The following is a 25,623-nucleotide window of genomic DNA, read 5'->3' on the forward strand; positions in this document are numbered from 1 at the left end:
GCTGTGGACAACTCGGGGGCGGTGGTCGGGAACGTCAGGACGCGGCGGAGGCCGGTGCGGACGAAGACGACGAAGACGAGGAAGAAGACGACGCGGACGACGACGAGGGCGTCGGCGAAGCGGGCGAAGAGGACGACTCGCTCTTCGAGTCACCCTTCGACTCGCCCTTCGAGGAGGACGCGGCCGCGGACGACGAGGCCCGGCTGTCCGTCCGGTAGAAGCCGCTGCCCTTGAACACCACGCCCACCGCGCCGTACAGCTTGCGCAGCCTGCCGGAGCACTGCGGGCACTCGGTCAGGGCGGAGTCGGAGAAGGACTGCACCGCCTCGAACCGGTGGTCGCACTCGGTGCAGGCGTACTGGTAGGTCGGCACGGCAGGCCCTCCAACGAGTCCTCTTGGCACTCGGACGTCGAGAGTGCCAACACCAATGATGCGTCACCCGGCATAGACCGCGCAAACACCACAGGTCAACGTCACAGCGGCAGCCGGACCAGCCCCCGCGACGGCGTCAGGACCGCGTCCACCGGCACGTCGTGGGGCTCGGCGGGCAGGGAGGGCACGAACTCCTCGTCGCGCACAACCGCCACCACCGGACCTGTGGACAACCCGAGGGCCCGGTCGTAGTACCCGCCGCCCTTGCCGAGCCGCACCCCCGCGTGGTCGACCGCCAGCGCGGGCGCCAGCACCAGCGCCGCCGACCCCACCGCCGCCGGGCCCAGCAGCGGCCCCACCGGCTCCCGCAGCCCGAACGCCCCGGCCCTCAGCTCCCCGTCGTAGACCGCCCAGTCCAGCGCCGGCCCGACCACCACCGGCAGCAGCACCCGGCACCCGCGCGACCGCAGCGCCTCCACCATCGCCAACGACCCCGGCTCGAACCGCGAAGCGAGATAAGCGCACACGGTCCGACCGGCGGAAACGGCAAAAGCATCAGCGGCGAGCAGCACTTCGGCCGACATGTCGGGCACCGGTCCGCTGCGCCGGAGGGCCCGCAGCCGTGTGCGCAGCGTGAGCTTCTGGTCACGTTCACCGGACGTCGTCACAGATCACCTCACGCACGCCGTTACCCTCGCAGTTCATGAGCGCCTTCCAGACAGCAATCGTGCCCGCGGCGGGGTTGGGCACGCGCTTCCTCCCGACCACCAAGGCGGTGCCCAAGGAGCTGCTGCCGGTCGTCGACACCCCCGGCATCGAACTGGTCGCCGCCGAGGCCGCCGAGGCGGGCGCGACCAGGCTGGTGATCGTGACCTCCCCCGGCAAGGACGCGGTGGCGGAGTACTTCCGCCCGCAGCCGGAGCTGGAGCGGACGCTCGAAGCCCGCGGCAAGTCCGACCTGCTCGCCAAGGTCCGCCGCGCCTCCAACCTGCTCACCGTCGAGACCGCGATCCAGGACAAGGCCCTGGGCCTGGGCCACGCGGTCGGCTGCGCCGAGGGCAACCTGACCGGCGAGGACGAGGCCGTGGCCGTCCTGCTGCCCGACGACCTGGTGCTGCCCACCGGCGTGCTGGGCAAGATGGCGGCCGTCCGCGAGCAGTTCGGCGGCAGCGTGCTGTGCGCGTTCGACATCCCCCGGGAGCAGATCTCCGCCTACGGCGTCTTCGACGTGCGCGAGACCGGTGACGACGACGTCAAGCAGGTCATCGGCATGGTGGAGAAGCCCAAGGCCGAGGACGCGCCCTCGACGTTCGCCGCGGCCGGCCGCTACCTCCTCGACCGGGCGATCTTCGACGCGCTCAAGCGCATCACGCCGGGCGCCGGCGGCGAGCTCCAGCTCACCGACGCCATCGCGCTGCTGATCAACGAGGGTCACCCCGTGCACGTCGTCGTCCACCGGGGTGGGCGACACGACCTCGGCAATCCCGGGGGTTTCCTCAAGGCTGCGGTTGACTTCGCACTCGAGCACCCGGACTACGGTGCCGAGCTGGGGGAGTGGTTGCGGGAACGCCTCGACAACTCCTGAACGAGGGTCAACAACACATGAGGTCAGTGGACGAGCAGCTCGCCAGGGTGGTGGCCGCCGCGGTGCGGCCCGCCCCGGTGAGGGTCGCGATCTCCGAGGCGCAGGGGCTGCTCTGCGCCGAGGAGGTCGTCGCCGAGCGCGCTTTGCCGGGGTTCGACCAGGCGGCGGTGGACGGCTACGCGGTGCGCAGCGTGGACGTGCAGAACGCCGACGAGGACCCGGTCACGCTCCCGGTGGTGGGCGAGATCCCCGCCGGGTCGCGCCAACCGCGGCGGTTGCAACCGGGCCAGGCGGTCCGGGTCGCGACCGGCGCGCCCCTGCCGACGCTGGCCGACGCCGTGGTGCCCCTCGGCCACACCGACGAGCACCCGGCGAAGGTGGCCGTGCGGCAGTCCGTGCCGTCCGCCGCCTACGTGCGGCGCACCGGCGAGGACGTGCAGACCGGTGACGTCGCGGTCCGCCGCGGCGCGTCCATCGGGGCCGCCCAGGTCGGCCTGCTGGCCGCCGTCGGGCGCAACAAGGTGCTGGTCCACCCCCGGCCGCGGGTGTCGGTGATCTCCGTCGGCGAGGAGCTGGTGGACGTCGACCGCACCCCCGGCCAGGGGCAGGTCTACGACGTGAACTCCTACGCCCTGGCCGCCGCCGCGCGGGACGCGGGCGCCGAGGTCAGCCGGGTCGGCATCCTGTCCGCCGACCCGCGCCGGCTGCGGGAGGTCGTCGAGGGCAGGCTGCTGCTGTCGGAGATCGTGGTCATCGCGGGTGGCGTCGGGGGCGTCATCGGCGACGAGGTGCGCGCCGCGCTGGCCGACCTGGGCGACCTGGACTGCACGCGGGTGGCCATGCACCCCGGTTCGGTGCAGGGCTTCGGGCGGCTCGGCCCGGACGCCGTGCCCACGTTCCTGCTGCCCGCCAACCCGATGAGCGCGCTGGTCGTGTTCGAGGTGCTGGTCCGGCCGCTGATCAGGGCCGCGCTGGGCAAGCGCAACCCGTACCGGCGGGCGGTCGGCGCCCGGCTGCTGTCGCCGCTGACCTCGACCAAGGGGCGGCGCGGCTACCTGCGCGGCCAACTGCTGCGCGACGCCGAGAGCGGCGAGTACCTGGTGCAGCCGCTGGGTACGTCGGGTGCGCACCTGCTGGCCTCGTTGGCCGAGGCGAACTGCCTGGTCGTGGTGGACGAGGACGTGACGGACGTGGCGGTCGGCGACGAGGTCCTGGTCACCTTCCTGGCGCAAAGGGGATAGATGGGTCTGGCGTGGGAGGGCGGGCGACACCCCGGCTGGCCCGCGCGGCTCGGACCGCTGCGGGTCGCCGCGGGCCTGGTGGCGCTGCGCCCGCCGAAGCTGCTCGACGCCTCGCCGTGGTCGCGGATCCGGCTGCGCGACCAGGCGTACCTGGAGGACTGGGAGCCCACCGCGGTCGACGGGTGGCACGAGCGCAACGCGGTGCTGGCCTGGCCCGCCCAGTGGTCGGCGCTGAAGTCCTCGGCCCGGCGCGGCCAGGCGATGCCGTTCACGATCACCGTGGACGGTGAGCTGGCCGGGCAGATCACCGTGGGCAACGTCGTGCGCGGCTCGCTGCGCTCGGCGTGGGTCGGCTACTGGGTGGCGGCCGACCGGGCGCGCGGCGGCGTGGCCACGGCGGCGCTGGCGCTGGCGGTCGACCACTGCTTCGGCGAGGGCGGCCTGCACCGGCTGGAGGCGACCGTGCGGCCGGAGAACGCGGCGTCGCTGCGGGTGCTGACCAAGGCCGGGTTCCGCGAGGAGGGCCTGTTCCGGCGCTACCTCGACGTGGCGGGCGCCTGGCGCGACCACCTGTGCTTCGCGATGACCTCCGAGGAGACCTCGCCGGAGGGGCTGGTGCGCCGTTTGGCCGCCCAGGGGTACGTCCGAACCGCGTGATCTTGGGCCAAGAGGCTTATTCGAATCCCCCGAAAGTGGGTGATACACCACACTTTCGTACGTATGCCGGGCGGCGAGCCTCCGACACAGGTGTGACTGTTGTGACTAGCGTGGCGTGCGCACCGAGCGCGCCGCGAGGTAGGGGGAGGTGACGGGGATGCCGAGTTCGCTGATCGTCGTGGGACTGGTCGTGGCCTGGTTGGTCGTCCTCGTCCCGATGGTCGCGCGCAAGCGCGCCGATGCGTCGCGCGGCAGCATGGAGGAGGAGTACGACGCCATGCCCGACGACGAGTTCGACGACTACGACGAGTACGACGAGCCGGACCTGGAGTACGCGCCCCGGCCGTTCCGCCCCGGGCGCGGCGGGTACGACCCGGAGGGCGCGGCGATCGCGGCCCAGGCCAAGTATGCGTTCCGCCGCCGGGTCGTCGGCGCCCTCCTGCTGCTCGCCCTGGTCGCGGGTCTGGTCGCGGGCCTGGTGCTGCCGGTGCTGTGGTGGGCGCACGCCGCGGTGGACGTGACCCTCGTGTCCTACCTCGGGTACCTGCGCCGCCAGGTGAAGATCGAGGAGGACGTCCGGGCCCGGCGGCAGGCGCGCCTGGCCCAGACCCGGCGGCGGCACGCGCCGCAGCCGGCCCGGCACGAGGACGAGCTCGTCGGCGAGGTGGAGGACGAGGCGGGACTGGCCCCGCAGCCGCGCTTCCGCCACGAGGTCCGCCCCGGCACGGTCGTGGTGGAGACCGACGACGAGGACCCGGTGTTCGTGGAGCTGGACGGGCCGGAGGCGCTGCCGTACCGGCGGGCGGTGGGGGAGTAGAGGGGGGTGGCTGGACCACCCCCTCGGGCCTGATATGCTTCGCCCGCACGACGGAACGACAACTGAACACGGGGCTGTAGCGCAGTTGGTAGCGCGACTCGTTCGCATCGAGTAGGTCAGGGGTTCGATTCCCCTCAGCTCCACTCGTCGAGTGGGCGGGGTGTGTTTGCGGAGAGCGCAAACACACCCCGCCTCGTCGTTTGTCCCGGGGGTGTACCCCCCGGACCCCCGACCCCCGATCCGGGGCTGTTCCGGAGGTCTCGTCCTCGTGGCGCGTGTTCTTCTTGATCACCTGGTTGTGGCTCGGGTCCAGAGGCCGGAGGACAGGAGATCGGTCGTCGTGATCGGTGGTAGACCGTCATCGAGACGACGCAGCCTCTCATAGATGCCCTGCATCGCGGCCTTGTCCGGGATGTGCTGCCCGCCTGCCGCGCGCCCCAGGACCGTCAGCGTGCTCACCAACCTGATCGAACCCGCGGCGTGCCCGCCGGCCCGCCGGCGTTCGAGTCGGCGGATCTCCGAGGTCGCGATCCGCGCGCCCGAGCCGTCATCGATCAGCACGGTCACCGTCTCGCCTGATTCGGCGGCGACGACCGCGTGCGCGATGACCATGGTCTCGCCCAGGTCCTTCGAGTGTTCCAGCCGTTGTTCCATGGTTTGGCTGGTGATCCGGTGGACGACGGCTGCGAGCTCGGGTGTCTGATCGTCGGAGAGGATTTCCACCCAGTTGGGTGTCAGCTTCTGCCAGATTTTCTCGGCGGCGCGGAACCGTACGTCCTGTCGGGATTTTCGGAGCACCTCCTCTTGCACGGCTTCCGGGGCGCTGAGGCGTCCCAGGACACCGATGAGGAGGCGTTCCTTGTTGATGGAGAGGAAGTTGAGGCCGGGGCCGGCGTCGATGATCGGCCGGTGGCTCATCGGTCGTCTCTTCCCGCTGCCGGGTCGTCACGGCCACCCGGCGCGTTGAGGTCCCGGTCCAAGGCGGCCAGGTCCACCTGCACGTCGGGCAGTTCGGCGGGGTCGGCCCACTCGACCGCCCGCTCGACGGGTGCGATGCCCGCCTCACGCAGGTCGGCTTCGACGGTCTCCACCGCGACGCGGCGCAGGGTGGCGATGGTCTGCGCGGGCAGCACCCCCTCCGCGTAACCCCTGATCGCTCGGGCGAGCAGCCGTTGCGGTGCCCTCCGCTGGTCGGATTCGGTCTGCAGCGCGCGGTACTGGTCACCCCACCCGAACCGGGTGGCCAGGTGGGGCGTCGACAGCGCCATCCACTCCTGCTTGACGGTGGCGTCGATGTACCCGGCTTGGTGCAGGGCGATGGAAGCGACCGCGGGTGAGACGAGGAACCGCTGGACGATCGCGGACAAGGTGGACCGGGTGACGGCCGTCCGGGGGCTGAGGAACTCGCGCAGGCCGTCGACCGGCACGAGCAGGTGGCGGGCGAAGCTGTCGGCCCGGACCTCGACCGGGGTCCGGTCGCTCCAGTTGCCGGCACCACTGTCCACCCAGTCCCCGAACAGCACGTGGCCGAGTTCATGGGCGAGCGTGCTGCGCTGGCGCATCGGGTTCCGGGTGCGGGCCACGCCGACGAACACGGCGCCGCTCGCCGGGTCCCGCATGCTCAGACCGTGTTCGTCCGGTCCCGCCTCGAGCACCGCCACGTCGATCGCGGCTGTTTGTTCGACGAGCGCTACGAGGTCGCCCAAGGGCTGTACGCCCAAGCGGTGCTCCTCGCGGAACCGCGCGGCAGCGGTGCGCCCCTCGGCTTCTACGTCCACGGTTTCGTGTTCTCGCCTCAGGTCGTGGTGGGGATGGCCTGGTCGTTCAGGTAGTCGTCCAGCTCCAGGAAGTGCAGCAGCGCTTCCCGCATACGGTCCATGCCGGAGTCGTTGGTGGCCCGAGCCGCGCACTCCGCTCGGTCGGCCACCGTTCCGGCCCCGGTGAGCTGGGCGACCGTGTGCCCGGTCGCCCGGGCGATCGCCACGACCTCCGGCATCTTTGCCGGGCGATCCCCGGAGATGATCCGGGACAGGGTCGGCTGCGAGATCCCGGTCGCGTCGGCGAGGGCCCGCTGACTGAGGTCGGCGGCGACACGAGCACGGTCGACCAGTGCGCCGACGTTCGTCGTCATGGTTGCCCCCGCAGCGTTGAATCATGATCGGTAATCCTGATTCAGTCTAGTCGGACGTCCTGTGGTCCGCCAGGGACCGGTGCGGATCGGGCGTGCCGGCGACCGGTTCGACCGGGCTCGCGGAAGGCCCCGCCGGGAAACCGCCGGGCGTCGAACGGGGCCGGGATAGTACCTTTCAGCAGTTCGGGTCGTGGTGTGCGGACAGACCGCCCGGTGGGCGCGGAGGAGTGCGCCGCGGTCCGGGCAGACCGCAAACCGCGACCGCAGGGGCCGATAGGTGAAGATCGACAACAGTCCGCCGCGTGGCACTCGTGACCTGCTCCCGGACCGCGTCGCCGCGCGCGACCACGTCCTGGGCCGGATCAGCGAGGTCTACCACCGCTACGGCTACCACCGCATCGAGACGCCCGCGCTGGAGGACATCCGGCGGCTGCGGGGCGGCGAGGGCGGCGAGAACGAGAAGTTGATCTTCCAGGTCCTCAAGCGGGGCCTCGGTGAGGACGTGGAGGCCGGGACCCGGGTCGGGGACCTCGTCGACCTGGGCCTGCGGTTCGACCTGACCGTGCCCCTGGTGCGCTTCTACGCCAACAACCACGCCGCGCTGCCCACGCCCTTCCGGGCGTTCCAGATCGCCCCCGTGTGGCGGGCCGAGCGCCCCCAGAAGGGCCGTTACCGCCAGTTCTACCAGTGCGACATCGACCTGGTCGGCGACGCCTCGGTGCTCGCCGAGGTCGAGCTGATCGAGGCGACGACCGAGGCGCTGGACGCCGTCGGCATCACCGGCACCACCGTGCGGCTGTCCGACCGGCGCTTCCTGTCGGCGCTGGCCGCGCACGCGGGGCTCGCGGAGACCGAGTGGTCCGGGTTCTTCATCGGCCTGGACAAGCTCGACAAGATCGGCTGGGACGGCGTCCGCGCCGAGCTGGTCGAGAAGCGCGGCCTGCCCGCGACGGCCGTGGACGAGGTCCGGTCGGTCATCGAGGGGCTGACCGGGCTGGCGGCGGACCAGGTCGCGGACCGGCTCGCCGACGCCGTGCCGAACCTGGCCGACGAGGTGGTGTCCGACCTGGCCACGACGGTCGGGTGCCTGGCCGACCTGGACTCGACCCGCCCGATCCGCTGGCAGTTCGACCCGACCCTGGTGCGGGGCATGGGCTACTACACGGGCCAGATCTTCGAGATCTCGCACCCGGACTCGTCCTCGTCCGTCGCGGGCGGCGGCCGGTACGACCGGCTCGTGGGCCGCTCGCTGGGCAGGGACGTGCCGGCCTGCGGGTTCTCCCTGGGCTTCGAGCGCATCGTGGACCTGATCCCCGAGGTGCCCGCCCGCTCGGCCCTGGCCGTGCTGTTCGAGGCCGACGTGCCCGTCTCCTACGCGCTGGAGCGCGCCCGCGCCGAACGCGCGCGGGGGCGGGAGACCACGGTGCTGCGGCGCAGCGGCAAGCTGCCGGCGCAGCTCAACCGCCTGGAGGCGCAGGGTTTCACCGGGTTCGTCCACCTGCGCGCCGTCTCCGACGACGGGACCGCCGAGCCGGAGCGCCCGCTGGGCGCCGACGGGGCCAGCTGATCCCGGCTCCGGGCGGGGGTGGTCGTCGGCCACCCCCGCCCGGAGCGCCGGTCAGCCGGCGCGGAGCCGGTCGACCAGGCCCGCGCCGTCCTCGTCGCCGTGCCCCGCGGCGACGTGGCGCCGCACCAGGGAGAAGAACGGCGCCAGCAGCTCGGGGCTCACGCCCTGCGCCTCGGCCGTGCCGAGGAACGCCGGGATGCCCGCGGCCTGCATGGCCAGGTTGGACACGACGCCCGTGGTGTGGTCGCCGCTCTCCAACCGCTTCCCCGTCTCGACCGCGTGCGGCCCCATGGCGGTGAGCCACTCGGCCAGCAGCACGCCGAACGCGGCGGGGGAGACGTCCTCCCCTCGGATCAGGGCGAAGGCGTGCGTCACCCCCGCGAACATCCCGTACATCGCGCTGAGCAGCCCCAGGTCGTGCAGGGCGGCGAAGCCCGCGTCCTCGCCGACGTACCGGGCGCCCGCGGGCACGGCGAGGGTCGCCCCGTGCTCCTCGAACAGGTCCGGCGAGCCGCTGTAGAACACGTAGCCGCCCGAGTCCGGCACGCCGATCATCGGCGGGACCGCCATGATCCCGCCGTCCAGGTAGCGGGCGCCCCGTTCCCGCGCCCACCCGGCGCGGGCCCGTGCCTCGGCCGGGGTGCCGGTGGTCAGGTTGACGACGTCCTTGCCGGTGAGGTCGACGCCGTCCAGGGCCTCGGTGATCGAGGCGTCGTCCAGCAGGCACAGCACGACGAGGCGGTTGGCCGCCACTGCTTCGGCGGCCGTGCCCGCCACCGCCGCCCGGCCTGCCAGGGCCTCGGTGCGCGCGGGCGTGCGGTTCCAGGCGGTCAGGGGGTGGTCGTCGGCGAGCCAGGACTCGGCGAGGGCGGCGCCCATCGCGCCGAGGCCGAGGAGGGTCAGCGGGGTCTTGGTCACGGGTCCAGGGTCGCTGCGGGCCGTGTAGTTGATCAAGTACGCACCTGGGAGTGCGTGGTTACTCTGGGGGAAGCGAGCAGGCCAGAGGGGTGGGGGCCGGAGGGGTGGGGGCATGAGGGCGATCGCGCACCGGTGCGGGCTCGACGCGGCGATGACCGTGATCGAGGGCAAGTGGAAGGTCTCGATCCTCTGGGCGCTGGGCGAGCACCCGTGCTGCCGCTTCGGCCGGTTGCGCCGGCTGCTGCCGGGGGTCACCGAGAAGGTGCTCGCCTCGCACCTGCGCGAGATGGAGCGGGACGGCCTGGTGCGCCGCGAGGTGCACGACGAGGTGCCGCCCCGGGTCGAGTACTCGCTGACCGACCGGGGGCGCGCGCTCAACCTCGCGCTGGAGCCGCTGGGGGAGTGGGGGCGGGAGAACGTCCCGGTGCCGTCGGTCGACGGGGCCACCGGCTGAGCGGCGGCCCGTCCGGGCGGTGTCGGGGGTCGGGACTACCATCGGTTCGGTGCGTTTCGTGGCCGATCTCCACATCCACTCCAAGTACTCACGGGCGTGCAGCCGCGACTGCGACCTCGAACACCTCACGTGGTGGGCGCGGCGCAAGGGCATCTCGCTCGTGGGCACCGGGGACTTCACCCACCCCGCCTGGTACGACCACCTGACCGAGAACCTGGTCGAGGCGGCGCCGGGCCTCTTCCGGCTGCGCGAGGACCTCGACCGGGAGATCGACCGCACGCTGCCGCCGTCGCTGGCCGCCGCGCCGGTGCGGTTCATGCTGTCGGTGGAGATCTCGACCATCTACAAGCGCGACGGCCACACGCGCAAGGTCCACCACCTGGTCTACATGCCGGACCTGGAGTCCGCGGCCCGGTTCAACGCGCGCATGGCCAAGATCGGCAACATCGGCTCGGACGGGCGGCCGATCCTCGGGCTCGACTCCCGCGACCTGCTGGAGATCACCCTGGAGTGCGGCGGCTACCTGGTCCCCGCGCACGTCTGGACGCCGTGGTTCGCGGTGCTCGGCTCGAAGTCCGGGTTCGACGCGGTCGAGGACTGCTACGCCGACCTGGCCGACCACGTCTTCGCGGTGGAGACGGGGCTGTCGTCCGACCCGGACATGAACCGGCGGGTGTCCGGTCTGGACCGGTACCGGCTGGTCAGCAACTCCGACGCGCACTCGCCGCCCGCGCTGGGGCGCGAGGCCACGGTGTTCGACACCGACCTGGACTACTACGCGGTGCGGCGCGCGCTGGAGACGGGGGAGGGGTTCGGCGGCACGCTGGAGTTCTTCCCCGAGGAGGGCAAGTACCACGTCGACGGCCACCGCAAGTGCGGTGTGCGCCTGGAGCCGCGGGAGACGTTGGCGCACAACGGGATCTGCCCGGTCTGCGCCAAGCCGTTGACGGTGGGCGTGCTCAGCCGGGTGGAGGAGCTGGCCGACCGCGACACCCCCGCGCCCTCCGGCGGCTTCACCAGCCTGGTGCCGCTGCCGGAGATCGTGGGCGAGATCCTCGGCGTGGGGCCGAAGAGCAAGAGGGTGCTGGCGCAGGTCGACAAGCTCACCGCGGCGCTGGGGCCGGAGCTGGTCATCCTCCAGGACGTGCCGGTGGACGACATCGGGGCGCACTCGCCGCTGCTGGCCGAGGCGGTGGCGCGGCTGCGGCGCGGCGAGGTGGTTCGGGACTCCGGCTACGACGGCGAGTACGGCGTGATCCGGGTGTTCGAGCCCGGTGAGCTGACCCGGCGCGCGTCCTCGTTGGCCCTGTTCGACGCCGAGCCCGTCGAACCCGCGGTGCCGGCGAAGGCGCCGCGCAAGGCGCCCGCGAAGGCGCCGGAGGAGTCCGTTGTGGAGGGTCGGACCGAGCCGGGACCGGTCCGCGCGGACGGGTCGCTGCTCGACGGGCTGGACCCGGAGCAGCGCGCGGCCGCCGAGGTCGAGAGCGGACCGCTGCTGATCATCGCCGGGCCGGGCACGGGCAAGACCCGCACGCTGACGCACCGGATCGCGGACCTGGTGACCTCGCGCGGCGTGCCCGCCCCGTCGTGCCTGGCCATCACGTTCACCCGCCGCGCGGCCGAGGAGATGGCCGAGCGGCTGGCCGTGCTCGCGCCCGACCACGCGGCCGACCTGACCATCGCCACGTTCCACTCGCTCGGGGTGCTGGTGCTGCGCGAGCACCACGCGGCGGTGGGGCTGTCGGCGTCCTTCGGCGTGGCCGACCCGGACCGGCAGTTGACCGTGGCGCGGACCCTGGCCGCCGACGACAAGACCGCCAAGGCGCTGGTCGCGACGCGGGACGAGCGGTACCTCGCGGCGCTGCGCGAGCAGGACCTGGTCGACTTCGACGACCTGATCGCGCTGCCCCTGGCCCTGCTGGAGGGCTCGCCCGAGCTGGTGGCGGCCTACCGCGACAGGTGGCGGTGGGTGTCGGTCGACGAGTACCAGGACGTGGACGAGCAGCAGTACCGGCTGCTGCGGCTGCTCGCGCCGCCGGACGGCAACCTGACCGCGATCGGCGACCCGGACCAGGCGATCTACCGGTTCCGCGGCGCGGACGTCGGGTTCTTCCTGCGCTTCCGGGAGGACTTCCCGACCGCCCGGACCGTGCACCTGACCCGCAACTACCGGTCGTCCGCGGCGGTGGTGCGCGGCGCGCTGGAGGTCATCGCGCCGTCGTCGCTGGTGCCCGGCCGCGAGCTGACGCCGATGGTGGACCACGGCGACGCGGCGATCGGCGTGCACCACGCCCCGTCGGAGGCCGCCGAGGCGGCGTTCGTGGCGCGGACGGTCGAGCAGGTGCTGGGCGGGGCCTCGTTCCACTCGTTCGACAGCGGCCGGGTGTCCTCCGACGGCACACGGGGTCTGGGCTTCTCCGACTTCGCGGTGCTCTACCGGACCGACCGCCAGTCGCGCGCCCTGGTGGACGCGCTGACCAGGTCCGGCCTGCCGTTCCAGAAGCGCTCGCACGACCGGCTGGCCGACCGCCCCGGCGTGGCCCGGATCGCGCACGAGGTCGCGCACGCGCCCGGCGGGACCGTGCTGGAGCGCGTGCGCGCCGTGGCCGGGGACGACCACACCGCCTACGAGCTGCTCAAACCGCTCGCCGGCGAGTGCGGCGCGGACGTCGAGCGGTTCCGCACGGAGCTGGCGCTGGGCGTCGAGGTCGACACGTGGGACCCGCGGGCCGACCGCATCTCGCTGCTGACCCTGCACGCCTCCAAGGGCCTGGAGTTCCCGGTGGTGTTCGTCGTCGGCTGCGAGGACGGCCTGCTGCCGATGCGGTGGCCGGGCGAGGACGACGCGGAGGCCGTGGCCGAGGAGCGCCGCCTGCTGTTCGTCGGCATGACCCGGGCGCAGCGGCACCTGTTCCTCAGCCACACCACCGCGCGGCCGCGGTCGCCGTTCCTGGCGTCGCTGGCGTCCTTCGAGCAGGTCGGCGACCCCCGGCCGCGGCGCAGGCGCAAGGGCACGCAGCTCAGCCTGCTCTAGGAATTGGACTGGACCATAACGCGACGTTAGGACTCGACTGACACATCCCCCGCACCGCCTCGCCGGCTAGCGTCGGTCCTCGGATCCCGTGTCACCACCCCCTGCGAGGAGACAGCGGATGACTCGACGACCAGTTGCCGCGATCGCCGCGGCGGTCCTGGGCGCTGCCGGGTTGGCGGCGGCCCTGACCACCACGGCGAGCGCCGGCCCACCCCCGCGCACCGACCCGGACGGCGGCCTCGTCGCCGCCATGGCCCGCGACTTCCGCATCACCCCGGACCAGGCGCGCGACCGCCTCGACCGGGAGGCGGCCGCGGCCGTGACCGAGCGCACCCTGAAGGCCCGCCTCGGCCCCGCGTTCGCGGGCGCCTGGCTCGAAGCCGACGCCCGCGAGCTGGTGGTCGGCGTCACGACCGCCTCCCAGGTCCAGTCGGTGCGGGACGCGGGCGCCACCCCCAGGCTCGTTCCGCGCACCCTGGCGCAGCTCGACGCGCTCAAGGCCAGGCTCGACGGGAACGCGCGCAACGCGCCCGGGAGCGTGCCCGGCTGGTACGTCGACACGCCCACCAACGCGGTCGTCGTGCTGGCCCGCGACGTCGCGGCCGGTCGGGCGTTCGCCGAGGCCGGCGGCCTGACCGGGGACGCGGTCCGGGTCGAGCGCTCCGCCGAGGAGCCGCGCCCGCTGATCGACGTGATCGGCGGCAACGCCTACTACTTCGGCGGCTCCCGGTGCTCGGTCGGGTTCCCGGTCGAGGGCGGGTTCGTCACGGCCGGGCACTGCGGGCGCGCGGGCACCGCCACCACCCAGCCCACCGGGTCGGTCGTCGCGTCCAGCTTCCCGGGCAACGACTACGCGTGGGTGCGCACGGCGGCGGGCAACACCGGCCGGCCGCTGGTCAACCGCTACCCCGGCACGGTGCCGGTGCGGGGCAGCACCGAGGCGGCGGTGGGCGCGTCGGTGTGCCGCTCCGGCTCCACCACGGGCTGGCGCTGCGGCACGATCCAGCAGAAGAACGCCTCGGTGACCTACCCCGAGGGCACCATCACCGGTCTGACCCGCACGAACGCCTGCGCCGAGCCCGGCGACTCCGGCGGCTCGTGGCTGACCGGTGACCAGGCGCAGGGCGTCACCTCCGGTGGTTCCGGGAACTGCACGTCCGGCGGGACGATCTACTTCCAGCCGGTCAACGAGATCCTCCAGGTCTACGGCTTGCGGTTGGTCGTCGAGGGCGGGTCGCCGACGACGGACCCGACGTCACCGACCACGACGACCACGAACCCGGGTCAGACCACCTGGCAGCCGGGTGTCGCGTACGCGGCGGGCTCCCTCGTGACGTACGACGGCGCCGGGTACAGGTGCTTGCAGGGGCACACGTCCCAAACGGGCTGGGATCCACCGGCGGTGCCCGCCCTGTGGGAGCGCGTGGGTTAGCGGCGACCGCACGCGCGGGGGGTCCGGCTCCGGCCGGGCCCCTTCCCCGCGCTCCCGAACCCGCTCCCCGGACTTCCCGGACCCGCTCCCGGCCCGGCGGACCCGCTCCCGGCCCGGCGGACCCGCTCCCGGATCCGCCGCCGGACCCGCTCCCGGATCCGCTCCCGAACCGGCCGCCGAACCCGCCCGCCCGACCCGCCGTGACACCGGCGTGACCGGTGCGGAACGGGACCGCGTCGGTCGAGCGACCCCGGCGGCGGGCCCCGCACCCGTACCCTGAGGGGCGAGGAGAAGGGGTGGTGCGCGTCGTGGAGCTGGCCGAGTCGCTGCTGGCGTGGCTGCACGGCTGGGCCGGCGTGGGGTTGTGCCCCGGCGACTGGGCGTGGACCGCCACCGCGTTCGGCGCGCTCGTCGGCGCGCTGCCGACCGTCGCCGCGCTGCTGTCGATCACCGTGCGCCGGGTGGTCGGCAACTCCTACGGGCCGATCACGGGCGCGATCTTCGCCGTGCTCGGCGTGACGAGCACGTTGGTCCTGCCGTGGGTGGCCTTCTCGGCCACCTACAAGCTGCTGCGCACCGGCGCGGCCGAGGGCGTCCGGTCCCTGGACGGGTCGCCGTGCGTGGCGTTCACCCAGTTCGACTACCTGGTCGGCGCGCCGTCGATCCTGGAGGCGTTCAACGGCGGCGTGGTGTTCATGATCGCGGGCGGGGTGACGGGCCTGCTGGCGCTGCTGTGCCTGCTGTTCGTCATGCTCCAGGCCGGTTCGGCCTTCCGGCTCGGCCCGAGCTGGCCGCGCCGGGTGTTCTGGCCGCCGTTCCTGGTGCTGCTGGTGGCCACGTCGGCACTGCCCGTGACGCTGGTGGGCCACCTGCTGCTCGGGTTCTTCCCGATCGCCCTGATGGGCTCCCTGGTGGTCAAGGTTTTCGGGTTGACTACCGCCATGCTCAACCGCCCCGGTCGCGATCGCGGGAACCCGAACCCGCAACCCGCGGCGTCCAGGACGCCGCCGCAGCAGCCGTCCCAGAAGCAGCTGCCGTCCCAGCCCAAGCAGACCCAGTCGCAGCCCAAGCAGACCCAGCCGCAGGCCCACCAGCCGCCGCCGTACCAGCCCGAGAAGCCGCCGCCCTACCAGTCGGAGAAGCCGCCGCCGTACCAGCCCGCGAAGATCCCGCCCTACCAGCCCGCGCCGTACCGGCCCGTGCCGCCGCCCCACCGGCAGTACCCGCCGACGCGGGTCGCCGACGGGCGCCCCTCACAGCCGGCGCCCTCGCAACCCACTCCTTCGCAGCCGGCACCCTCGCAGCCGACGCCCAGGCCACCCGCCTCCTACCCGCCCACGCGCGTGGAGCAGCCCGCCAAGCTGGCCGACACCCCCGGTCCGCTGCCGTTCGGGCCGAACGCGGGCGGGCACTCGACGGGCGGCTCCAACCCGACCCCGGTGACCGACTCCGGCAGGGTGTGGAACCCGGCGAGCGGCCGGTTCCGGCGCATCCGCCAGCTCGGCCGGGGCGGGTTCGGCACGGTCTGGCTGGCCGTGGACGAGCAGCTGGCCCGCACGGTCGCGGTGAAGCTCGCGCACGCCCCGGACAACGAGACCGAGCAGCGCATGGTCCGCGAGGCCCGCGCCCTGGCGGCCGTGCGGCACCCGAACTGCGTGCGCGTGTTCGACATCGTGCAGGACCCGGACGGCCTGGCGATCATCATGGAGTACATCGACGGGCAGCCGCTGTCCGAGGTGGTGCTCAAGCAGGGCCTGCTGGCCGACACGCTGGCCGCCCGGCTGTGGGTGAACATGGCCGACGCGCTGGTCGCCGCGCACGAGGAGGGCGTGCTGCACCGGGACGTGAAGCCGTCGAACGTCATCGTCGACACCCACGGCACCGCGCACCTGATCGACTTCGGCATCGCCCGGTCCAAGGGCGACAGCACGCTCACCGCCACCGGCATGATGGTCGGCACCCCCGACTTCCTGGCCCCGGAGACCGCCCGGGGCGAGGCCGCCAGCCCGGCCTCGGACGCCTGGCAGCTCGCCGCCACGGTCAGCTACGCGCTGACCGGCCACCCGCCGCGCGGGTCGCGGGAGAACCCGATCTCCTCGCTGATGGCGGCCGCGCAGGGCGAGCCGTGCGTGAAGCTGCCCCAGCGCAGCGCCCACGCCCGGCTGCTGACCAGCGCGCTGGACGCGGACCCGGCCAAGCGGCCGTCGCTGGCCTCCATCCGGGCCGAGCTGTCCTCGTGGCTGTCGCAGGCGGGGCTGAGCAAGGAGGGCCCGGTGACCAGGATGATCGACCGGCCGGAGCCGCCGACCCGGCCCGTGCGCTGACCCGGGCCGAGGGGCGCGAGCACGGCGGCGGTCGGGTCCGCCGTGCCCGGTGCGGGCCGTTGCGGCAAAAGGGTGAACGCGCGGTGCTCCGGTAACACCTGCCCGGCTGATTCCCACTTCGGGGATCAACGGCGTGGAAGAACAGGAACGCCGAGCGACTTCCGCGTTGCTTGCGGTGATGTCCGCGGTGCGTGAATTCGGGCGCACCCCCACGCAACCGCTCGGCGCCCCCCGCGGCGGCGGCCGTGCAATCCTCGGTGAGCTGATCCGCTACCTGGGCACCCGCGATCAGGCGCGATGGCGTTCGAGGACATGGGCGCCTCGTGGGTCCCGCTGCGCGAGGCGATCCAGGCCGGGACGCTGCGCGCCACCGACAAGACCGCCCCCGAGGTCGCGGTGCGCTTCGACGCGCTGATCCGCTTCGCCTGCCTCCAGCTCGGCCGTCGCCTCGGCGCGGAGGTCACGCCCGCCCTCACCCGCAAGGAGCTGGCCGAGCCCCAGCTGCGCGTCACCTCGCAGGTCGGGCAGCTCGTCTCCGACGGGCGCCTCACCGGTGGCATCCGCATCCCGGGCACGGTCGGCACCCTCCAGGTGACCGCCGACCTGCGCGCGGGTCGGGTCGTCTGCCACGTCGACTTCGACGGTCCCCGCGAAGGCCGTCCCACCACGCGGGTCAACTGGCTGGTCCGGCAGTTGAAGGACGCCCCGGAAACCGTTCGGCTGGAGGCTTTCACGCTGCACGGGCGCGGTGCCGGCGCGTCGGAGCTGCTGCGGGTGGTGAGGACCGACCCGGCGGTTCTCGTGGTGGATCCGGCGAAGGAGATCCGCGGTTTCCGGGTGGCCACCACGACGCCGATGGGGAGCAAGCGCGGAACGGGCCGGAATTCGTTCATCGATTCCGTGCTCGATGCCGTGACCGATTTCTACGAGAACGTCGTGCAGAACCTCAAGCCGTGGACGTCGACGCCGCCGCCGCGCATCCGTCCGGAAGAGGTTTTCACGCCGCCCGCCGACGTGCCGCCCGCCCTGGTGTCCACCGCGCCGTCCTCGCAGGACGGGCCCGAGGTCACCGCCAGGACGGCGGCCGCTCCCGGGCACGCCGGATCCCCGGCCTGACCGGGCGGGAGCGCGACGGCGGCGGCCGGGACCGCCGCCGTCACCGCGGGTTCAGTTCCAGGACGGCAGCCACTTCTGGGCGTCCCACATCTCGGGGGTGATCGGGTTGCCGTTGAGGATGGGCCACAGCCAGACGAAGTTGGCCACCACCAGGCCGACGTACAGGGCCACCGCCAAGCGGCCCGTGCCGCGGCGCTCCGGGCCGTCCGAGGCGCGGCCCAGCACCTCGCCCAGCGCGAGCGCGATGCCCAGCACCAGGAACGGCGCCATCGGCAACGCGTAGAACAGGTACATCTGCCGGTCGACGTTGATGAACCAGGGCAGGAAGCCCGCGCCGTACCCGACCAGCACCGCCGCGTACCGCCAGTCCAGCCGGCTGATCGCCTGCCACAGCGCCCACGCCAGCACCGGGAACGCCAGCCAGTACATGGCGGGCGTGCCGACCAGCATGATCGCGCCCACGCAGGTCGCCGCGCCGCAGCCCGTCACCGCGCCCTCGAAGTAGTAGAGCATCGGCCGCAGGCCCATCGGCCACGTCCACGGCTTCGACTCCCACGGGTGCTGGTTCGTCGCGGACGTCACCAGGTTGGTGTGGAACTCGAACACGTTGGAGCTGTAGTACCAGAGCGCCCGCAGCGGGTCGGGCACCCACGAGTCGTCGGGCAGCTTCGAGCCCACCACGTGCCGGTCGATGGCGGTCTCCGAGGCGAACCACGACCACCACGTCGCCAGGTAGACCAGCAGCGGCACGACCAGCAGCGCGAACAGCGACGGCAGCAGGTCCTTGGCGAACGAGCCCAGCCACGGCCGCTCCACGCCCGCCGCCCGCCGCGCCGTGGCGCTCCACAGCACCGACATCACGCCGAAGAACGCGATGTACCACAGGCCGGACCACTTCACGCCGCACGCGAGGCCCAGTGAGATGCCCCCGGCGAACCGCCACCAGCGGAAACCCAGCCACGGCCCGTACGGCGAGTCGGTCACCCAGCCCTCGCGCACCGCCACCGCCAGCCTGGCGCGGACCTGGTCGCGGTCCACCACCAGGCACGCGAACGCGGCCACCACGAAGAACGCCTGCGCGGCGTCGAGCATCCCCATCCGCGACTGCACGTGGCTCAGGCCGTCCGCGATGAGCAGCACGCCGGCGATGGCCGCGATCAGGTCGGACCGGGTCAGCCGCCGCGCGATCCGCACCACCAGCAGGATGGTCAGCGTGCCCGCCACCGCCGAGGCGAACCGCCAGCCCACGCCGTCGTAGCCGAACAGCCACTCGCCGATCGCGATCAGCTGCTTGCCCAGCGGCGGGTGGACGATCAGCTCGTAGCCGGCGTTGTCCTCGTACCCGCCGTTGCGCAGCACCTGCGCCGCCTGGGGCACGTAGTGCTTCTCGTCGAAGATCGGGGTGCCCTTGTCGGTCGGGAACCCGAGGTTCCAGAACCGCACCACGCCGCCGACCAGCGCCACGGCCAGGGTGATCAGCCAGCCCCGCAGGGGGGCGCTCACCGGGCCGGGTTCGAGCGAGCGGGCCCGCGACTCGCGGTCGTTGCCCGGTGGCGGGCCGGCCGCCGGCACTTCCCCGGGGGCGACCACGTCGTCTGCGGACTGCGGTGCGATCAGGCTCACGAGGCCGATCGTAGGGTGAGCGGTGTGAGACCTGTATCGGGATCAGGCCGTTTGGTGCTGGCGGCTACTCCGCTCGGAGACGTTCGGGACGCCTCGCCTCGCCTGGTCGACGCACTGGCGACGGCCGAGGTGGTCGCCGCCGAGGACACCCGGCGGCTGCGGTCGCTGGCCGCCGCGCTCGACGTGACCCCCTCGGGCCGCGTGGTGAGCTTCTACGACCAGGTCGAGCAGGCCCGCCTGCCCGGCCTGCTGGAGGTGCTCAGGGAGGGCTCGACGGTGCTGCTGGTGACGGACGCGGGCATGCCCAGCGTGTCCGACCCCGGCTACCGGCTGGTGGCGGCGTGCGCGGCGGAGGACATCCGGGTCACGTGCCTGCCCGGCCCGTCCGCGGTGACCACCGCGCTGGCCGTCTCGGGCCTGCCGTCGGACCGCTTCTGCTTCGACGGCTTCCCGCCCCGGAAGTCGGGCGAGCGGCGGCGCTGGTTCGCCGGCCTCGCCCACGAGCCCCGGACCTGCGTGTTCTTCGAGTCGCCGCACCGGCTGGCCGACAGCCTGGCGGACGCGGTGGCCGAGCTGGGCCCGGACCGGCGGGCGGCGGTGTGCCGGGAGCTGACCAAGACCTACGAGGAGGTCCGCCGGGGGACGCTGGGCGAGCTGGCCGAGTGGGCGGCCGACGGGGTGCGCGGGGAGGTCACCGTGGTGCTCGCGCCGGCCGAACCCGGCGAGGGTCCCTCGATGGGGTCCCTGGTGGCCGAGGTGAAGCAGCGCGTGGCCGACGGCGAGCGGCTGAAGACGGCGGCGGCGGAGGTCGCGGCGGCGGCGGGGGTGAGCAAGAAGGCGCTGTACGACGCCGCGATCAGCGGGGGGTGACCGGCGGCCGACGCTCGCCGGCGGGCGTCGGCCGGTGATCGACAACGGCCGCGTCCACGACCGCCGCGACCGGCCCGGCCGCGCCGCGTCACCCGTCCGGGCCGACCCGCCCACCCGCGCAAACCCGCTCGCACCCCCTCCGTAGGCTTAACGCATGAGTGCCTCCGTGCTGACCGCGGTGGCGTGGCCCTACGCCAACGGCCCCCGCCACATCGGTCACGTCTCCGGTTTCGGTGTCCCCTCCGACGTGTTCTCCCGCTTCATGCGCATGTCGGGCCACCGGGTGCTCATGGTCTCCGGCTCCGACGAGCACGGCACCCCCATCTCGGTCCAGGCCGAGAAGGAGGGCCTGACCACCCGCCAGCTGGTCGACAAGTACCACCGCGTGATCACCGAGGACCTGCACGGCCTGGGCCTGTCCTACGACCTGTTCACCCGCACCACCACCGGCAACCACTACCAGGTCGTCCAGGAGCTGTTCCTCTCCCTCTGGCGCAACGGCTACATCGTCCCCAGGACGGAGATGGGCGCGATCAGCCCGTCCACCGGCCGCACCCTGCCCGACCGCTACATCGAGGGCACCTGCCCGATCTGCGGCTACGACGGCGCCCGCGGCGACCAGTGCGACAACTGCGGCAACCAGCTCGACCCCGTCGACCTGAAGAACCCGCGCTCGCGCATCAACGGCGAGATCCCGAAGTTCGTCGAGACCGAGCACCTGTTCCTGGACCTGCCGCAGTTCATCGACGCCCTGGGCACCTGGCTCCAGACGCGCACCGAGTGGCGCCCGAACGTGCTCAAGTTCAGCCGGAACCTGATCGGCGACCTGCGCCCGCGCGCCATCACCCGCGACCTGGACTGGGGCATCCCCATCCCGCTGGACGGCTGGCGCGACCAGCCGATGAAGCGGTTCTACGTGTGGTTCGACGCGGTGATCGGCTACTTCAGCGCGAGCGTCGAGTGGGCCCGCCGCAGCGGGAACCCGGACGCCTGGCGCGAGTTCTGGACCGGCGACGCCCAGGGGTACTACTTCATGGGCAAGGACAACATCGTCTTCCACTCGCTGATCTGGCCGTCGCTGCTGCTGGGCCAGAACGGGCAGGGCGCGAAGGGCGGCGAGCCCGGCTCGTTCGGCCCGCTGAACCTGCCGACCGAGGTCGTGTCGTCCGAGTTCCTCACCATGAGCGGCTCGAAGTTCTCCACCTCGCGCGGCACGGTCATCTACGTGACCGACTTCCTGCGCGAGTTCGGCCCGGACGCGCTGCGCTACTTCATCTCGGTCGCCGGCCCGGAGAACCAGGACACCGACTTCACCTGGGAGGAGTTCGTCCGCCGCACGAACTTCGAGCTGGCCAACGAGTGGGGCAACCTGGTCAACCGGTCCATCTCGCTGGCCCACAAGAACGTGGGCGCGGTGCCGCGACCGACCAGGCCGACCGAGGCCGACCACGAGCTGCTGTCGCTGAGCCGCACCGCGTTCGACGTCGTCGGCGGCCACCTGCGCCGCTCGCGGTTCAAGCAGGCGTCGACCGAGGCGATGAGGGTGGTCGGCGCGGCCAACCGCTACCTGTCCGACCAGGAGCCGTGGAAGCTCAAGGACGACCCGGAGCGCCGGGACACCGTCCTGCACACCGCCCTCCAGGTCGTCCAGGACGCCAACGCCCTGCTCACGCCGTTCCTGCCGCACTCCGCGCAGAAGGTGCACGAGCTGCTGGGCGGCCGGGGCGTGTGGGCGGCGCAGCCGGAGATCACCGAGGTGGCCGACCTCGACGTGCCCGACCGCGAGTACCCCGTGCTGACCGGGGACTACGCCGCCGAGCAGGCGACGTGGGGGTCCACGCCGATCGAGGTGGGCCGGCCGCTGGACAAGCCGACCCCGCTGTTCGCGAAGCTCGACCCGGAGCTGGGCGAGAAGGGCCCCGAGTGGGCCCCGATCGTCCGGTGACCGGGCGCAGGGGCGAACGACCGCCGGCGCCGGAACCACTCCCGGCGCCGGTGGTCGACGCGCACACCCACCTCGACGCCTGCGGCGCGAAGACCCCGCGGGACGTGGCGGTCCTGCTCGACCGGGCCAACGCGGCCGGGGTCGACCGCGTCATCACCGTCGCCGACGACCTGGAGGCCGCCCGCTGGGCCGCCGAGGCGGCCACGTGGGACGACCGGGTCTTCGCCGCCGTCGCGCTGCACCCCACGCGCACCACGGGCTTCGGCGAGCACGAGCGGGCCGTGCTGGCGGAGCTGGCCGGGCACCCGCGCGTGGTCGCCATCGGCGAGACCGGGCTGGACTACTACTGGGACCACGCCTCCCCCGAGGACCAGCGCGCCGCCTTCCGGTGGCACGTCGGGCTCGCCAAGGACACCGGCAAGCCGCTGATGATCCACGACCGCGAGGCGCACGAGGACGTCCTGCGGGTGCTGGACGAGGAGGGCGCGCCGGCCGAGGTGGTGTTCCACTGCTTCTCCGGCGACCTCGACTTCGCGCGGCGGTGCGTGGAACGGGGCTTCACGCTGTCCTTCGCGGGCCCCGCGACCTTCCGCAACGCCCACGCGCTCCGGGAAGCCGCGCGGTGGACGCCGGAGGAACGCCTGCTGGTCGAAACGGACGCGCCGTTCCTCACCCCCCACCCGTACCGGGGTCATCCGAACGAACCCTATTGCGCGAACTACACGCTGCGGGACCTGGCGACCCTGCGTGAGGTTGACCTGGCGGAACTCGCCTCCGCGATCACCCGGAACGCCGAGCGGATCTTCGGGCTCCGTGACGCAGCGCAGCACTGATGCTCCTTGCGACGAACGGAGTACCGCCCTGCACCGCCGACGGGGTGACTGAACTCACAAGTCTTGCCGGGGTGTTTGCACAACCTCCCGACACCCGTTACGGTCCCGTGACCGTGCCCCACGTATCCAGTGCCGGGGCGCACCCGCGGTCGGGGCGGGTCGACACACCAGAAGCGAGAAGGACCAACAGCACGGGAGTTGCCGGAGATCAGTAGCTGACCGCCGACGACGACCGTGCGCGTTGCGGGACTTCGCGCCTTCAGGAGGTATGGAACCCCGTGAACTCGTTCAACGAGGACACCGACTGGTTTACGCCCGTGACAGACGTCCCGGCCGCCTCGGTCGACGTCCTGGAGCGGCCGACCGCGTCCGTCGAGTGGGACAACGCGAACTGGGAGACCGCGGTCTTCACGATCACGCCGAACGACGTCCTCGACGTCCTCGGCCCCGACGCCGACGAGCTGCTCGCGAGCGCCAACGTCGACGTCGACGAGTTGATCCGGCTCATCAACGCCGAGACCACGCTCCTCCCGCCGATCATCATCCCGGACGAGGTCTCCCAGGACCGCGTGGCGGGCGCCCTGGCCGCCGAGCGGCCCGACGCCCCGCCCGCCGCCCTGGTCGAGGCCGCCGGGAAGTGGAAGCGCCGCTTCCTCAAGGCCGCGGTCGCCACCGTGCTGGTGACGATCTCCGGCGGCGGCGCGACCGCCATCGCCATGGACAAGTCGATCACGGTCGACGTGGACGGCGAGGCCAAGACCGTGCGGACCTACGAGGGCACCGTCGGCGAGATCCTCGCCGACGAGGGCATCACGGTCGGCGCGCACGACGCCCTGAGCCCGAGCCCCCAGGCCAAGGTCGGCGACGGCGGCCGGATCACGCTCGACCGCGGCCGCCTGGTCAAGGCCACCGTGGACGGCGAGCAGCGCGAGGGCTGGGTCCGCTCGGTCACCGTGGACGAGGCCCTGGACCAGCTCAGGATCGAGGACGAGGGCGCCTGGGTCTCCCACGAGCGCGGCATGGACGTCCCGCTCTCGGGCATGTCCCTGGAGGTCAAGAGCCTCAAGACGATCACGCTCTACGACGGCGGGCACGAGCCGCGCCGGCTCCGGACGACCGCGGTGACGGTCGAGGAGCTCATGCGGGTCGAGAACCTCGCCCTGGGCCCGGACGACAAGCTCGAGACGGCCTCGGACCTGCGCATCACCAGCGGCGCCGAGGTCCACATCAGCCGCACCGGTGTCTCGGTGATCAACGCGACGGAGCCGGTGCAGCCGGCCGTCGAGGAGGTCAAGGACGACACCATGATGAAGGGCCAGAAGCAGGTCGTGGAGGAGGGCGCGGCGGGCGAGCAGATCGTCACCTACCGCGTCACCACCAAGAACGGCAAGGAGATCGCCCGCGAGAAGCTGGGCGTGAAGATCACCAAGGAGCCCAAGGCCCGCAAGGTCAAGGTCGGCACCAAGCTGCCGCCGGACGGCGCGGTGTGGGACTCGCTGGCCAAGTGCGAGGCCGGCGGCAACTGGGCCATCAACACCGGCAACGGCTACTACGGCGGCCTCCAGTTCAACAAGGGCACCTGGGACGCCTACGGCGGCAGCCAGTACGCCGCGTACCCGCACCAGGCGTCCCGCGAGCAGCAGATCGCCATCGCGACCAAGCTGCGCGACGCCCGCGGCGGCTACTCCGCGTGGCCCGGCTGCCGGTCCAAGCTGGGCCTGCCGTAAGAATGGGCGCGTGACCGGAGCTTCATCGCCGGCCGGGCCGGGGGGCAGCGCGCTCCTCGGCCCGGCCGACGTCCGTCGGCTGGCCGCCGACCTCGACGTCCGCCCGACCAAGAAGCTGGGCCAGAACTTCGTGCACGACCCGAACACGGTGCGCCGCATCGTGTCCTCGGCCGCGCTGCGGCCGGACGACGTCGTGCTGGAGGTGGGGCCCGGCCTGGGTTCCCTGACCCTGGCGCTGCTGCCCTCGTGCCGGGCCCTGGTGGCGGTGGAGATCGACGGGGTGCTGGCCGACCGCCTGCCGGTCACCGTCGCCGAGCGCGCGCCCGACCTGGCCGACCGGCTCGCCGTCGTCCACGCGGACGCGATGCGCGTCACGGTCGCGCAACTGCCGCACGCGCCGACCGCGCTGGTGGCCAACCTGCCGTACAACGTGGCGGTGCCCGTGGTGCTGCACCTGCTGGCCGAGCTGCCGTCGTTGCGCACCGGCCTGGTGATGGTGCAGTCGGAGGTGGCCGACCGGATGGCCGCCGGTCCGGGCAGCAAGGTCTACGGGGTGCCCAGCGTCAAGCTCGCCTGGTACGCCGACGCCCGCCGGGTGGGCCCGGTGTCCCGCTCCGTGTTCTGGCCGGTGCCCAACGTGGACTCCGCGCTGGTCGCGTTCGAGCGCCACGAGCTGCTGTCCACTGTGGACCGCAAAGCGCTGTTCTCGTTGGTGGACGCGGCTTTCGCGCAGCGGCGCAAGACCCTGCGCGGCGCCCTGTCCGGGTGGGCCGGTTCGGCCGCCGAGGCCGAGCGCGTGCTGCTGGCCGCCGGGGTCGACCCGGGCGCGCGCGGCGAAAAGCTCGGTATCAGAGACTTCATCCGGATAGTCGAAGCCGCCACCCCCCTCTAAACATCGATCTTTTCGGCCATCAGTGTGATTTGCCGGACGGTTCCGTTACGGGCTTGCGTCGGGCGGGGTCCTTCAGGTGTACTC

At 72.8% G+C, this 25,623-nt stretch carries 23 protein-coding genes and 1 tRNA gene; 17 read left to right on the plus strand and 7 right to left on the minus strand.

Features of this window, described 5'->3' with window-relative positions:
- Positions 1-34: 34 nt before the first annotated feature.
- The gene (locus tag Q5530_RS25685; RefSeq protein WP_415365312.1) at positions 35-373 is read right to left on the minus strand and encodes an FmdB family zinc ribbon protein; all 339 of its coding nucleotides are present in this window, start codon (positions 371-373) and stop codon (positions 35-37) included.
- Positions 374-474: 101 nt separating this feature from the next.
- Positions 475-1,041 (minus strand): 5-formyltetrahydrofolate cyclo-ligase, encoded by a 567-nt coding sequence (locus Q5530_RS25690; protein WP_415365313.1) that lies wholly within the window; start codon positions 1,039-1,041, stop codon positions 475-477.
- A gap of 35 nt (positions 1,042-1,076) precedes the next feature.
- Here Q5530_RS25690 and Q5530_RS25695 point away from each other — a divergent pair, with 35 nt between their 5' ends.
- The 5 genes from Q5530_RS25695 (at position 1,077) to Q5530_RS25715 (ending at position 4,816) form a co-directional block, all read left to right on the plus strand.
- The gene (locus tag Q5530_RS25695) at positions 1,077-1,958 is read left to right on the plus strand and encodes a UTP--glucose-1-phosphate uridylyltransferase (protein WP_415365315.1); all 882 of its coding nucleotides are present in this window, start codon (positions 1,077-1,079) and stop codon (positions 1,956-1,958) included.
- A 17-nt stretch (positions 1,959-1,975) separates the two neighbouring features.
- Positions 1,976-3,199 (plus strand): gephyrin-like molybdotransferase Glp, encoded by a 1,224-nt coding sequence (glp, locus tag Q5530_RS25700; RefSeq protein ID WP_415365316.1) that lies wholly within the window; start codon positions 1,976-1,978, stop codon positions 3,197-3,199.
- Complete coding sequence (locus Q5530_RS25705) at positions 3,200-3,856, plus strand: GNAT family N-acetyltransferase (protein WP_415365317.1); 657 nt, start codon at positions 3,200-3,202, stop codon at positions 3,854-3,856.
- Positions 3,857-4,013: 157 nt separating this feature from the next.
- The gene (gene glpR, locus Q5530_RS25710; protein ID WP_415365319.1) at positions 4,014-4,673 is read left to right on the plus strand and encodes a gephyrin-like molybdotransferase receptor GlpR; all 660 of its coding nucleotides are present in this window, start codon (positions 4,014-4,016) and stop codon (positions 4,671-4,673) included.
- 70 nt (positions 4,674-4,743) lie between these two features.
- A tRNA-Ala gene (locus Q5530_RS25715) sits at positions 4,744-4,816 on the plus strand.
- 145 nt (positions 4,817-4,961) lie between these two features.
- On the opposite strand, the gene Q5530_RS25720 is transcribed toward Q5530_RS25715, so the two are convergent.
- On the minus strand, positions 4,962-5,591 hold the full coding sequence (locus Q5530_RS25720) for a hypothetical protein (protein ID WP_415365321.1): 630 nt from the start codon (positions 5,589-5,591) through the stop codon (positions 4,962-4,964).
- Positions 5,588-6,292 (minus strand): ImmA/IrrE family metallo-endopeptidase, encoded by a 705-nt coding sequence (locus Q5530_RS25725; RefSeq protein ID WP_415365322.1) that lies wholly within the window; start codon positions 6,290-6,292, stop codon positions 5,588-5,590. Before Q5530_RS25725 ends, Q5530_RS25720 begins: the two co-directional genes overlap by 4 nt.
- A gap of 9 nt (positions 6,293-6,301) precedes the next feature.
- On the opposite strand from Q5530_RS25725, the gene Q5530_RS25730 reads away from it, so the two are divergent.
- Complete coding sequence (locus Q5530_RS25730) at positions 6,302-6,505, plus strand: hypothetical protein (protein WP_415365323.1); 204 nt, start codon at positions 6,302-6,304, stop codon at positions 6,503-6,505.
- Here the strand turns inward: Q5530_RS25730 and Q5530_RS25735 are convergent.
- Positions 6,469-6,804, minus strand: coding sequence for a helix-turn-helix domain-containing protein (locus tag Q5530_RS25735; RefSeq protein WP_415365324.1), 336 nt, complete (start codon positions 6,802-6,804; stop codon positions 6,469-6,471). The genes Q5530_RS25730 and Q5530_RS25735 overlap by 37 nt on opposite strands.
- Before the next feature lie 277 nt (positions 6,805-7,081).
- Here Q5530_RS25735 and hisS point away from each other — a divergent pair, with 277 nt between their 5' ends.
- A complete protein-coding gene (hisS, locus tag Q5530_RS25740; protein WP_415365325.1) occupies positions 7,082-8,371 on the plus strand; it encodes a histidine--tRNA ligase in 1,290 nt (429 codons plus the stop codon).
- A gap of 51 nt (positions 8,372-8,422) precedes the next feature.
- On the opposite strand, the gene Q5530_RS25745 is transcribed toward hisS, so the two are convergent.
- On the minus strand, positions 8,423-9,289 hold the full coding sequence (locus tag Q5530_RS25745; protein ID WP_415365326.1) for an NAD(P)-dependent oxidoreductase: 867 nt from the start codon (positions 9,287-9,289) through the stop codon (positions 8,423-8,425).
- A gap of 112 nt (positions 9,290-9,401) precedes the next feature.
- On the opposite strand from Q5530_RS25745, the gene Q5530_RS25750 reads away from it, so the two are divergent.
- The 5 genes from Q5530_RS25750 (at position 9,402) to Q5530_RS25770 (ending at position 17,649) form a co-directional block, all read left to right on the plus strand.
- Complete coding sequence (locus tag Q5530_RS25750) at positions 9,402-9,743, plus strand: winged helix-turn-helix transcriptional regulator (protein WP_415365327.1); 342 nt, start codon at positions 9,402-9,404, stop codon at positions 9,741-9,743.
- A 49-nt stretch (positions 9,744-9,792) separates the two neighbouring features.
- Positions 9,793-12,777, plus strand: a complete 2,985-nt coding sequence (locus Q5530_RS25755; protein WP_415365328.1) for a UvrD-helicase domain-containing protein — start codon at positions 9,793-9,795, stop codon at positions 12,775-12,777.
- A gap of 118 nt (positions 12,778-12,895) precedes the next feature.
- Positions 12,896-14,209, plus strand: coding sequence for a carbohydrate-binding protein (locus Q5530_RS25760; protein WP_415365329.1), 1,314 nt, complete (start codon positions 12,896-12,898; stop codon positions 14,207-14,209).
- A 296-nt stretch (positions 14,210-14,505) separates the two neighbouring features.
- Positions 14,506-16,533 (plus strand): protein kinase domain-containing protein, encoded by a 2,028-nt coding sequence (locus Q5530_RS25765; protein WP_415365330.1) that lies wholly within the window; start codon positions 14,506-14,508, stop codon positions 16,531-16,533.
- Between the two features lie 297 nt (positions 16,534-16,830).
- Positions 16,831-17,649: a hypothetical protein gene (locus Q5530_RS25770; protein ID WP_415365331.1), complete on the plus strand. Its 819-nt coding sequence runs from the start codon at positions 16,831-16,833 to the stop codon at positions 17,647-17,649.
- Positions 17,650-17,700: 51 nt separating this feature from the next.
- On the opposite strand, the gene Q5530_RS25775 is transcribed toward Q5530_RS25770, so the two are convergent.
- Positions 17,701-19,272 (minus strand): dolichyl-phosphate-mannose--protein mannosyltransferase, encoded by a 1,572-nt coding sequence (locus tag Q5530_RS25775; RefSeq protein ID WP_415365332.1) that lies wholly within the window; start codon positions 19,270-19,272, stop codon positions 17,701-17,703.
- Between the two features lie 51 nt (positions 19,273-19,323).
- Between Q5530_RS25775 and rsmI the strand changes: the two genes are divergently transcribed.
- From rsmI to rsmA, 5 genes are all read left to right on the plus strand, one after another.
- Positions 19,324-20,142 carry a 16S rRNA (cytidine(1402)-2'-O)-methyltransferase gene (gene rsmI / locus Q5530_RS25780; protein ID WP_415365447.1) on the plus strand — a complete coding sequence of 273 codons (819 nt, stop codon included), beginning with the start codon at positions 19,324-19,326 and terminating at the stop codon, positions 20,140-20,142.
- A 154-nt stretch (positions 20,143-20,296) separates the two neighbouring features.
- Complete coding sequence (metG, locus tag Q5530_RS25785) at positions 20,297-22,087, plus strand: methionine--tRNA ligase (RefSeq protein ID WP_415365333.1); 1,791 nt, start codon at positions 20,297-20,299, stop codon at positions 22,085-22,087.
- Positions 22,084-22,920 carry a TatD family hydrolase gene (locus tag Q5530_RS25790; RefSeq protein ID WP_415365334.1) on the plus strand — a complete coding sequence of 279 codons (837 nt, stop codon included), beginning with the start codon at positions 22,084-22,086 and terminating at the stop codon, positions 22,918-22,920. Before metG ends, Q5530_RS25790 begins: the two co-directional genes overlap by 4 nt.
- Before the next feature lie 278 nt (positions 22,921-23,198).
- The gene (locus Q5530_RS25795; protein ID WP_415365336.1) at positions 23,199-24,647 is read left to right on the plus strand and encodes a transglycosylase family protein; all 1,449 of its coding nucleotides are present in this window, start codon (positions 23,199-23,201) and stop codon (positions 24,645-24,647) included.
- Between the two features lie 10 nt (positions 24,648-24,657).
- The gene (rsmA, locus tag Q5530_RS25800) at positions 24,658-25,539 is read left to right on the plus strand and encodes a 16S rRNA (adenine(1518)-N(6)/adenine(1519)-N(6))-dimethyltransferase RsmA (protein WP_415365338.1); all 882 of its coding nucleotides are present in this window, start codon (positions 24,658-24,660) and stop codon (positions 25,537-25,539) included.
- Positions 25,540-25,623 lie beyond the last annotated feature (84 nt).

It is taken from the genome of Saccharothrix sp. BKS2, from assembly GCF_047689505.1.
In the GTDB taxonomy this organism is placed as follows: Bacteria; Actinomycetota; Actinomycetes; order Mycobacteriales; family Pseudonocardiaceae; genus Actinosynnema; species Actinosynnema lopnurensis.